Genomic DNA, 9,912 nt, shown 5'->3' on the forward strand with positions numbered 1-9,912 from the left:
GCTGGCTCGGCTCGCTCATCGCTCGAGCCGGTCGATACGCCACGGTCTCGGGCGTGGTCGTGTGTCTTTCATCGAAGACAGATCTGGACGATTCGGATCGCGGATCAGAAGCCGGGCATCAGATCGGCCGGTCCGAAGACGCCGTATTCGCCGGCCCGGTTCCGTCGGACGCCGGCTTTCAGGTAGCCCAGTGCGGGGCCGTTGACGTTGGCCTCCATGCTCGTCTCGTCGCCGAGCCGGAAGGTGTTCGTCGCCGTCTCGCCGTCGAAGGTCCGTCCGGTCACGCGAACCGTGGTCGTCGTCGGCTTCTCGTCGTTACGTACGTCGAGGATGCCACCGACCTCGACGTCCTCGGCGTCGCAGATGCCGGCCCGCTCGAGCAGGACGTCGTCGGCGTGTTCCATGTCCTCGAACTCGATGACGCCGTCGTGGTCGTCGATGACGTCCTCGATCTCGTCTTCGGAGAGGTCGCGGGCGGTCTCGATGTCGTACTCGGGGAGGTGGGCGATGTCCTCGCGGACGGTGCCGCGGTTGTCCTCGTAGCCGGACTTGAGGCCGACGCCCCACCAGATGTCGACGTCGGTGACCTCGACGAACGACTGGGCTGCCAGCGCCGCCGCACCGGTGAGCAGCCCGGGCGTCGCGCCCGCACCGCAGACGAAGGTGATGCCGGCGTCCTCGAAGCTCTCGCTGCGATCGTCGAGCATGTCGATCACGCGCGAGCGCTTGAGCACGTCGATCATGACGCCGGAGTAATCACCCTCAGCGAAGCGGTCGGCGGTCCGCGGAATGAAGTCGTGCTCGTAGTTCGGCAGCGCGAGCAAGACCGCGTCGATCCGGTCGCCGTGGTCGATTATTTCTTGGATCGGATCCCCGCTGCGACGGGCCTGGCTCGAGGCGACGACGCCTCGCTCCTCGCCGTGTTGTTTGACGCCGCCTTCAGCATCAGCAGTAGCTGTTCCCCCGTCGGTAGCGACCTCATTATCGATATTGCCCTCCGTCGCGGCGAGCAGTTCGTCGACGTCGAGGCCGTCGAAGTCGACGGCGACGCCGTGGCGGTCACACGCCGCGACGGGCGTCAACGCGTCCTTGTGCTGGCTCACTTCGAGTGCTCGTCGGCCGATACCGCCGGTTCCGAGTACCGCAAACGTGATTTCGTTCATGGTATTGTCAGATTCGCGTGGTTAGTCGTCGCTCGGTTCCGCACCCGTACTCGCCGTCCCGTCGGTCGACGACTCCGCAGCGCCGCTGTGGCGGGCCTTGACCTCCTCGGGATCGAAGTCGTTGGCATCCGTGTTCGGCTCGAGGCCCGCGCGCTCGATAATTTCGATGTCGTCGCCGGGCGATTGGCCCTCCGTCGTGAGGTAGTCGCCGGTGAGGATGCCGTCCGCGCCGGCCTCGAGCGGCAGGTGCTGCTCGTCGGGTTCCAGATTCACCTCGCGGCCGCCCGTCAGGCGGACACGCGAGTCGGGGTGGAGCAGTTTGTACACCGCGACGGTCTCGACGATCTCCTCGGTCGTGATGTCGACGCCCTCCTCGGCTAGCGGCGTCCCCGCGACGGGATTGAGGACGTTGACCGGCAGCGAGGAGACGCCGATGTCCTGCAGGGCGATCGCGGCCTCGACGCGATCGGTCGGCGTCTCGCCCATGCCGAGGATGACGCCCGCACAGAGGTCCATGCCGGCCTCCTTGGCCACCTCGAGGGTCTCCACGCGATCCTCGAAGCTGTGGCTCCCCACGATCTCGGGGAAATAGTTCGGCGAGGTCTCGATGTTGTGATTGTAGTGATTGATCCCCTCCTCGGCGAGGATCGCGGCCTCCTCCTCGGTGAGGATTCCGAGGGAGGCGTCGACCTCGAGATCGCACTCGTCGCGAACCCGTCGGATCGACTCGAGGACCTCCGCCCACTCCTCGGGCCGGTGTTCCTTCGAGACGCCCTTCTCGGCCACGACGATGCCGAATCGCTGAGCGCCGTCCCGCTCGGCGCGCTTTGCGGCCTCGAGGATCTTCTCGGGACCGAGGAAGCCGTGGGTGTCGATGCCGGTGTCGAAGTGGACCGACTGCGCGCAGAACCCGCAGTCCTCTGCGCAGTTCCCCGCCTTCGCGTTGACGATCGAGCAGGCGTCGACCGTGCCGTCGCCGAAGTGATCGCGCACGGCGGCCCCTGCCTCCGCGAGCGCCTCGACCGGCTGGGCCATCAGCGCCAGCCCGTCGGTCCGATCGAGCGTCTCGCCGGCCATCACCCGCTCGAGCGCGTCGTCGACCGTTTCGTTTCCAGTCTCGTAAACCACATTTACAGAATCGGTTAACGAGAATATAATGTTTTTGGATGGTCTCGTCGACTGAACCGTTCTCGAGGGTCGGTCGCGAGCCGCCGTTCTCGTGGCCCAGCATGCGAGAGACGCAGCTCGCCGGTCGCGTCCGATCGTTTTCCACGAGAAGGGAGTTTCCCTCGGTTCCCCAACCTTTGAATAGTGGCACGCGGTATCATGCCGTATGACTGTCAGCGTACCGGAGGATCGTTTCGAGGACGTGCCGGATTTCGACTACGAGCCGCAGTACGTCGACCTCGGTGACCTGCGGATGGCGTACGTGGAGACTGGCGGCGACGGGAGTCCCACCGAAGACGAGGAGACGTTCCTCTGCCTGCACGGCGAACCGACCTGGTCGTTCCTCTACCGGAAGATGATGCCAACGCTCGCCGAACGGGGCCGCGTGGTCGTTCCGGACCTGATCGGCTGCGGGCGATCCGACAGGTACGAAGACCGTGACGAGTACACCGTCGACATGCACTACGACGCCCTTCGGACGTTCGTCGAGGAACTCGAGTTGACGAATATCACCCTCGTCTGCCAGGACTGGGGTGGCCTGCTCGGACTGTCGCTCGCGGCCAACCAGCCCGAGCGGTTCGCCCGGCTCGTCCCGATGAACACCGGCCTCCCCGACGGGACGCAGGAGATGAGCGACACCTGGCACGCGTTCGCCGAGATGGTGGCGACCGCCGAGGACCTCGACATCGGGGAGCTCGTCGCGAACGGCTGTTACCGGGACCTCTCCGAGGACGAGATCGACGCCTACCGCGCGCCGTTTCCGGACGAACGGTACATGGCCGGCGCCCGCACCTTCCCGGGGCTGGTGCCGCAATCGCCCGACGACCCCGGGTCCGAACTGTTCGCGGACGCACAGGATCGGCTCGCAGAGTGGGAGAAACCCGCGTTCGTCCTGTTCGCAAAGAACGATCCGATCACGGCCGACAACCGCGATCCGCTGCGGGGACTCATCCCGACCGCGAGCGAGCAACCCGACGTCTGGATCGACGAGGCCGCACACTTCCTGCAGGAAGACGCCGGCGAGGCGATCGCCGAGCACATCGTCGAGTTCGTCGATCGGACCTGACTCGACCGGCTCGAACCGGTTTCGACTCGCGGAGCGAACCCGACCGAACCGGCTATCGCGGCGTCCCGTTTCCCGGCGAACCGAGATTTTGCCGATCGTTCTCTCCGAGAGCGGTTCGTTACGCAGTCGTCAACTTCCGGTCTCGTCGATCCCAGCTAACGGCCACTACACTAATACGTCACATATCTCATCAATCGCGACTGGCAAAATTCCAAAAATTAAAGACGCGTGATTATGATCTAGACGTGAACGGGTTTATGACAGATAGCACGATCGACAATCCGGGCGACACCGCGTTCGATGCGGGCGCGAGCGTCGACGAGCTGTTCGGGGAGCTCGAAGACGGCGATTCGGGGGAGAACCGCTGGACCGAATCGACGGACGGGGACGCCGCCGAGGAGGAGACCGATAACGTCGAGGACAGGACGGCGGCCGACGTCTTCGACCAACTCCGGGCCGACGTGACGGACGACGGCGGCGCAGACGACGTTCTCGCGGACGACAGTCCGGACGACATCATCGCGAGCGCGGACGAGCCCGACCCCGAGCGGGAGACGGCAGTTCACGACGATTTGTTGGCCGACGACGACGAACTCGAGGACCTCCTTCTCACGGGCCGAACGAAAGACCAGCAGTTCCTGTGGATCGAAACGGACGAGTCCGACGAGCGTACCGTCTCGGAGGAACCCCAGGAGCCCGACGCGAATCCCGCATCGGACGAACCGAACGGGACTGTCGACGAGGAGCCGCCGACCGCCGAGACGGACCCGGCGACGTCGGCGGACGCGACCGTTCGAAACGCCGACGGCGATGCCGGAGCCGTCGACGAAATCGCCGATCGCCTCGCCGAGACCGACTCCGAACCGGACGAGCGCCCGTCGTCCGATACCTACACGGAGGAGACGGCACCCTCGAACTCGAGTATCGCCGTTTCGACCCGGGAGAACGAGACGGATTCGACCGTCGAGACTGATTCGCACGCTACCGAAACCGACGACGCGGACGACGGCGACTCCACGACAAACGACACCGAATCGCCCGGGTTCTTCGGCCGACTCTGGGCGGCCGTCACCGGGTTGTTCTGACGGCTACCTTCGATCGCATCGACCGTTCCGCGGCACTCGAGCCCGACGGTGCATCGGTTGCGACGCACGTCTCAGCCCGGATTTCCTGACGGTCGCTGTTCGCTTTCCGATGCGGATCCCGCTATCACGGGGCGGGATGCCACCCGAGTCCCGACCGACGGACCGTGAACGATTTCGCACCGCAGTCGGGACAGTGTGTTCCACCCGCTTCCGAATCGTCCGGCCGGTCCGGAATCGAATGCTCCCGCCCACACGCATCGCACTCGATGTGGACTGACATACGACGAAACGCGACGGCTACGGTCCTAATCGTAGTGCGAGCGACTGACGGCATCGGGCCTCTCGAGACAGGTTCAAAAGACAGTCTCCGAACGGCGACTGACTGATAGTAGCCGAATCCGCAATCCGAACGAGCGATACAGGCCGGTCAGGCGCGGCCCGGGAGTTCGCTCGAGTGAGTTACGACAGGAACTCTTCGATGTGGTCGGCGACTTCCTCGGGCGTGTCGCCGACGGGGACGCCGGCGTCGTTGAGCGCCGAGATCTTGCTTTCGGCGGTTCCGGTCCCGGAGCCGGAGACGATCGCACCGGCGTGGCCCATGCGCTTGCCCGGTGGGGCGGTGCGGCCCGCGATGAAGCCGGCGACCGGCGTGTCGACGTAGTCGTCGATGAACGCAGCCGCTTCCTCCTCGTCCTCGCCGCCGATCTCGCCGCACATGACGATGGCGTCGGTGTCGGGGTCGTCCTCGAACAGCTCGAGGGCGTCGACGAAGTCGGTGCCGATGATCGGGTCGCCGCCGATACCGATCGCGGTGGTCTGGCCGATACCGCGGTTCGTCAGGCTGTCGACGACCTGGTAGGTCAGGGTGCCCGAGCGGGAGACCAGACCGACGTTCCCCTCGGCGAAGATGTTGCCGGGGAGAATGCCCAGTTTGGCCTCGCCGGGTGTGATGAGGCCGGGACAGTTCGGACCGATGAGTCGCGTGTCCGTCTCGGAGAGGCGCTTGTTGACGCGCGCCATGTCCTGGGTCGGAATGCCCTCGGTAATCGCGACCGCGAGGTCGAGATCGGAGTCGAGCGATTCGAAGACCGCGTCGCCGGCGAACGCCGGCGGAACGAAGATCACGGACGTATCGGCGTTCTCCTCGTCGACCGCTTCGTGGACCGTGTCGTAGACGGGAACGCCGCTGACTTCCTGCCCGCCCTTGCCGGGGACCGCGCCGGCGACGACGTTGGTGCCGTACTCCATCATCTGTTCGGCGTGGAACTTGCCTTCCCCGCCGGTGATGCCCTGTACCACGACGCGCGTGTCCTCGTCGACTAGTACGCTCATTGGTCGTTCACCTCCCCAGCGTACTCGACTGCACGCTGGACCGCGTCCTCGAGGGTCTGTTCGACCGTCACGAGGTCCTCGTTCAGAATCTCCATGCCTTCCTCCCAGTTCGTGCCGGCGAGCCGGACGACGACCGGCTTGGGGATCTCGTCGAACTGCTCGAGCGCCTCGTTGATCCCGCGGGCGACCTCGTCGCCGCGCGTGATCCCGCCGAAGATGTTGAAGACGACGCTGTCGACGTTGTCGTCGGAGAACACCATGTCGAGCGCGTTCGCGATGCGGGCGGCCTTCGCGCCGCCGCCCACGTCGAGGAAGTTGGCGGGTTCGCCGCCGTAGTAGTCGACCAGGTCGAGCGTCGTCATCACGAGCCCGGCACCGTTGCCGATGATGCCGACGTTGCCGTCGAGTCGGACGTAGTCGAAGCCGTACTCGTCGGCCTTCTGCTCGAGTTCGTCGCCGCCGGCGGCCTCCTCTTCCATCTCGGCGAGTTCGGGCTGTCGGAACAGCGCGTCCTCGTCGATGTTCATCACGGCGTCGGCCGCGATGACCTCGTCGTCCGCCGTGACCATCAGCGGGTTGATCTCGGCGTCCGCGCCGTCCTTGTCGTCCCAGAGCTGGTAGAGCGTGGTGAGGACGCTCGAGACGTCGCGCGCGACCGACTGGTCGACGCCGGCGTCGTAGACCGCCTTCCGGGCCTGGTAGGGATGCATCCCGAAGGAGGGGTCGATGTGTTCGCGGGCGATCGCGTCGGGGTCTTCCTCGGCGACCTCCTCGATGTTGACGCCCCCTTTGGTCGAGACCATCGCGACGGGCTTGCCCTCGCCGCGGTCCATCGTGATGCCCACGTAGAGTTCGTTCACGAAGTCGACCGCTTCCTCGACGAGGACCCGATCGACGTGATAGCCCTTCAGATCCATGCCGAGGATCGACTCGGCCGCGTCTCGGGCCTCGTCCGCGTCCTCGACGAGTTTGATCCCGCCGGCCTTCCCGCGGCCGCCGACCTGTACCTGCGCTTTCACCGCTACTGGATACCCGATCTCCTCGGCCGCGGCGACGACGCCGTCGACGTCGGACGCGAGCTCCGAATCCGGCGTCGGAATCCCGGCCTCGGCGAAGACGCTCTTCGCCTGATACTCGTGCAATTTCATTCCATTCGAACGGCCGTGCCGACCTTGCTTAAATCCTGCCAGTTTCCACTCGCCACGGGATTCCATCGACGCGCATGAACTACACCGGGTTCGTCACCGCCGTACCGTTTTCCTTCGCCCCTTCTTTGTGTGGGTTTTCAACTGAACGCGGGTGTGATCTACCCGCACGTCCGGAGTTGGCTCCGAAATACCGCTACGAGTTGTCGATTCTCCGCTGGCAGCGGAGTTCCGGAACCGACCCTCGAGCACGGGTTCCGATCGAACTCGTAGTTCCGGAACGGATCCCGTGTGGCGACCGACCGAACGGGCAGGGAACCCTCGACACAGCATTCAAACGTCGGCTGTCCTAACGACTCACACGAGGCCGACTCGTCGTGAGAACCCCCACCGCAACGCGCCGAACGCCGAGTTGGGTATCGTCCCTCAAGGCCGGCCTTCGGGTTCTGGTTCACAGCAACCTCTTCATCTCGCTGGCGACCGTCAGCGTCGCCCTCACGACCGTCCTCCTCGCGAACCTCCCGATCGAACCCCTCCCCTTTTTCATCGTCTTCGCGGCGACGATGTTCGTCTACACCGTCAACCGGTTCACCGATCTCGAGGAAGACGAACGGAACGTCCCCCAGCGCGCGGCGTTTACGAAGCGCTACGGCCGACTCTGGCTGGCGGTCGGCGTCGGGTTCTACGTCGCTGCGGTCGCGGCCGCCGTCGCGCTCGAGGTCTCCGGCGCGATCTACATGCTCCTCCCGCTCGTGGTCGTGTTCCTCTACTCCGTCGGCGGGGTCAAGCGGGTCTTCCTCGTGAAGAACCTCGTCGTCGGCTTCGCCTGGGGCGCGATCCCGCTCGGCGTCGGCTACTACTACGGCCAGCTGCGCTCGCCGGAGATCCTGTTTCTCTTCGTCTACATCACGATAATGCTCACCATCGCTGCAGTGATCTTCGACGTGAAGGACATCGAAGGTGACCGCGCGGAGGGGATCCCGACGGTTCCCAACCTCTTCGGGCCGCGATGGACTCGCGTTCCGTCGCTGCTGGCGACCGTCGCAGTCGCCGCAGGGGTCATCGCCATCGTCGGCAGCGGCGCGATACCGCGCCGGTTCCTCGCCGTGCTCGCGATGAACGCCTACGTCGCCGCCTACATCCCCTTCGCCACCCCCGACCGCGGCCCGCTGTACTACGGGTTCGTCGTCGACGGCGAGCACGTCTTCCTCGCCGCCGTCGTGGTGGCCCTCGAGTGGGCGGTCTGGTGACTGGAGACGATCGGGACGGATCCCACGGAAAAAGCGGAGAAGTGTGCGACCGCACCAGTCAGCGCCGAATCGGACGCCCGAAACGAGGACCGGTGGCGCGTGGTGACGAGCGGACTCCCGGTGGGAGACCGGACCCGATTCTCCCGGCAGAACCACGTGGACCGAGGTCGTACTGACGGCTATGAACGAGCGAATTCCAGTGACAGTCGTCGATGGGGGCGATGAAACGACTGTCGAGGTCGAACCCGGGACGGTCCTCCGAGATGCGCTGCTCGAGCACGACTTCGCGGTCTACGGAACCGTTTCGCAGTACGCCAACTGCGGCGGTCGAGGGTTGTGCTCGACCTGCACCGTCGAGGTCGATCCCGCGCCGGAGCCGACCCACTGGCACGACGCCGCGGCCGTCCGCTTTGGCTACCCGCGGCTCTCCTGTTGTATCGAGGTCGAGGAGCCGATGACGGTCGGGCTCCTGGACAAGCACGTCTGGGGACAGGTTCTTCCCCGGCTGTCTACGGATTGACATCCACCCACGACTGAAGTCGTGGGATTCCTCTCGTGGGAGTCTCAGTTGTCTGAGTCCCCGAGAGCGATATTCTCGCGTGTAGCGGTACTTTGGTTTGTGTATTCCTCGTTGGCTGTTGTCTCCACCGCGATAGAGGGCGGGCTATGGTCTTCCCGCCAGTTGTGATTGGTCCACTTGAGGTACACGGGCCGTGCCATCGGCCTTACTCCACTATTCTGCCGTCTCAGGAACGATTCCGATGCCACGAGGTCAGCGTGCCCTTCGAACCCGCACGGACACGTCAACGAGTTTCCGTGGCGAACCGTGTCCTCGCGTTCTCCGCATTCCGGACACGTTTGGCTCGTCCACGCTTCGGATTCCTCTTCGACCGTTATGCCGTACTCTTCACAGACGCATTCGAGGCGATTGATGAACCGACGGTACGCCCAGAAGTTGTGCGTCTTCTCGTTCACACGCGGCGACCAGTGCGTATCGAGAACCCCCTTGATGGCCCCGACGTACAACGTTGAGACGCCCTCGTCGTAGAGACGTTCCACGAGGTCGCGGACGAGCGCGTCTTGGGCGTGGTCACGCCGATTTGTTCGCTTGCGGTACAATCGGTCGATGCGGTTGCTTGACTTGCGCTGGTCTTCGAGGAGCGACTGATAGTACGCAATTCGCTCTGTGGTTGACCAGAACTCCTCGAACAGGTCGCGTCCTCCGTACAGATACTGAGAGCCGGTCGAAACAGTGCAGGCGACGAGGTTGTTCGCTCCCACGTCCAGAGCGGCCTCTTCGGAGGCCAGTGGTGAATCCAGTCGAGAATCGTCGATGGTGACTGGTTGATAAGCCCTGAACGTGTCCGTGAGTTCGTCGTACACGATTTCGAGCCGGTTCTGCTCGCCGTGCCACTTCGGGTCACCCGCAACCTCAACGCGAAGGCGTTGGTTCCGATTCAATCCGAGTTCGTCTTTGAGTTCGGAACCGATGGGGAGTTCGAGCCGGGAGCGTTTCCCGAACTTGATAGTGTACTGGTCGTTGCGAACGTACGTACGGAGGATGCGTCCGTCTTCTTGGCACTGTCTAGTTTAGCACCTCCGCTGGCGTCTGTTCGTTAAGTGATTGGTGCGGTCGTTGTGTGTTGTAGTAGTGTATGAACTGTTCAAGCCATTCTCTGACGCTCACCCGACTGCCCACCCACG

The 9,912-nt window shown here is 64.5% G+C and carries 9 protein-coding genes and 1 pseudogene; 4 read left to right on the forward strand and 6 right to left on the reverse strand.

Translation table 11 applies throughout. The features are described from left to right. Positions 1-104: 104 nt before the first annotated feature. Together bioU and bioB are read right to left on the reverse strand one after the other, a co-directional pair. A complete protein-coding gene (bioU, locus tag NDI89_RS11885; RefSeq protein WP_277521821.1) occupies positions 105-1,163 on the reverse strand; it encodes a (S)-8-amino-7-oxononanoate synthase BioU in 1,059 nt (352 codons plus the stop codon). Positions 1,164-1,184: 21 nt separating this feature from the next. Further along, positions 1,185-2,291, reverse strand: coding sequence for a biotin synthase BioB (bioB, locus tag NDI89_RS11890; protein WP_277521822.1), 1,107 nt, complete (start codon positions 2,289-2,291; stop codon positions 1,185-1,187). A gap of 205 nt (positions 2,292-2,496) precedes the next feature. On the opposite strand from bioB, the gene NDI89_RS11895 reads away from it, so the two are divergent. Beyond that, the gene (locus NDI89_RS11895; protein ID WP_277521823.1) at positions 2,497-3,396 is read left to right on the forward strand and encodes a haloalkane dehalogenase; all 900 of its coding nucleotides are present in this window, start codon (positions 2,497-2,499) and stop codon (positions 3,394-3,396) included. Between the two features lie 257 nt (positions 3,397-3,653). Further along, positions 3,654-4,481, forward strand: a complete 828-nt coding sequence (locus NDI89_RS11900) for a prolipoprotein diacylglyceryl transferase (RefSeq protein WP_277521824.1) — start codon at positions 3,654-3,656, stop codon at positions 4,479-4,481. Between the two features lie 459 nt (positions 4,482-4,940). On the opposite strand, the gene sucD is transcribed toward NDI89_RS11900, so the two are convergent. Beyond that, the gene (gene sucD, locus NDI89_RS11905) at positions 4,941-5,813 is read right to left on the reverse strand and encodes a succinate--CoA ligase subunit alpha (RefSeq protein ID WP_226006974.1); all 873 of its coding nucleotides are present in this window, start codon (positions 5,811-5,813) and stop codon (positions 4,941-4,943) included. Further along, a complete protein-coding gene (sucC, locus tag NDI89_RS11910; protein ID WP_277521825.1) occupies positions 5,810-6,961 on the reverse strand; it encodes an ADP-forming succinate--CoA ligase subunit beta in 1,152 nt (383 codons plus the stop codon). Before sucC ends, sucD begins: the two co-directional genes overlap by 4 nt. Before the next feature lie 374 nt (positions 6,962-7,335). Here sucC and NDI89_RS11915 point away from each other — a divergent pair, with 374 nt between their 5' ends. Next, positions 7,336-8,208 (forward strand): UbiA family prenyltransferase, encoded by an 873-nt coding sequence (locus NDI89_RS11915; protein ID WP_277521826.1) that lies wholly within the window; start codon positions 7,336-7,338, stop codon positions 8,206-8,208. A 181-nt stretch (positions 8,209-8,389) separates the two neighbouring features. Beyond that, a complete protein-coding gene (locus NDI89_RS11920) occupies positions 8,390-8,728 on the forward strand; it encodes a 2Fe-2S iron-sulfur cluster binding domain-containing protein (protein ID WP_277521827.1) in 339 nt (112 codons plus the stop codon). A 44-nt stretch (positions 8,729-8,772) separates the two neighbouring features. Here the strand turns inward: NDI89_RS11920 and NDI89_RS11925 are convergent. Next, a pseudogene (locus tag NDI89_RS11925) lies at positions 8,773-9,786 on the reverse strand (RNA-guided endonuclease InsQ/TnpB family protein); the annotation flags it as partial. 7 nt (positions 9,787-9,793) lie between these two features. After that, positions 9,794-9,912, reverse strand: a 119-nt coding sequence (locus NDI89_RS11930) for an integrase core domain-containing protein (protein ID WP_277521295.1), incomplete at its 5' end; no start/stop codon positions are given.

This window comes from Natrinema salsiterrestre (assembly GCF_029502005.1).
Taxonomy (GTDB): Archaea; Halobacteriota; Halobacteria; order Halobacteriales; family Natrialbaceae; genus Natrinema; species Natrinema salsiterrestre.